The organism is Peribacillus sp. SIMBA_075 (assembly GCF_046534585.1).
Genome location: NZ_JAWRYN010000337.1, coordinates 1 through 309, shown reverse-complemented (window position 1 = coordinate 309; position 309 = coordinate 1). Strand labels below are relative to the sequence as shown.

Annotated in this window: 1 protein-coding gene; it reads left to right on the top strand. The window is 48.2% G+C overall.

Annotated elements, in window-relative coordinates:
* On the top strand, window positions 1–136 hold a 136-nt coding region (locus SB775_RS28475; RefSeq protein ID WP_410864534.1), incomplete at its 5' end, for an SDR family oxidoreductase.
* Window positions 137–309 lie beyond the last annotated feature (173 nt).

Genomic DNA, 309 nt, shown 5'->3' with positions numbered 1-309 from the left:
GGCAGAAACCCCAATGGGAAGACCAGGACAGCCTGTTGAGCATGTCGGCTGCTTCGTGCTGCTTGCCTCTGACGAATCGTCTTATATGACGGGCCAGACACTTCACGTCAATGGCGGTTCCTTTATGAATACATGATCAACAGCGCCACCGCCCAGCTTTGATTGGGCGGTGTGTTTAGTATTTCTTGCGATTTTTCTGCACAGATGTGACAGACCATACGATAATGCCCACAACAGCTGCTGCAATGACAAGTGAAACCAAATGAAACATCGTTTCATGATGCATGTTCGACTTCTCCCTTCATTGAA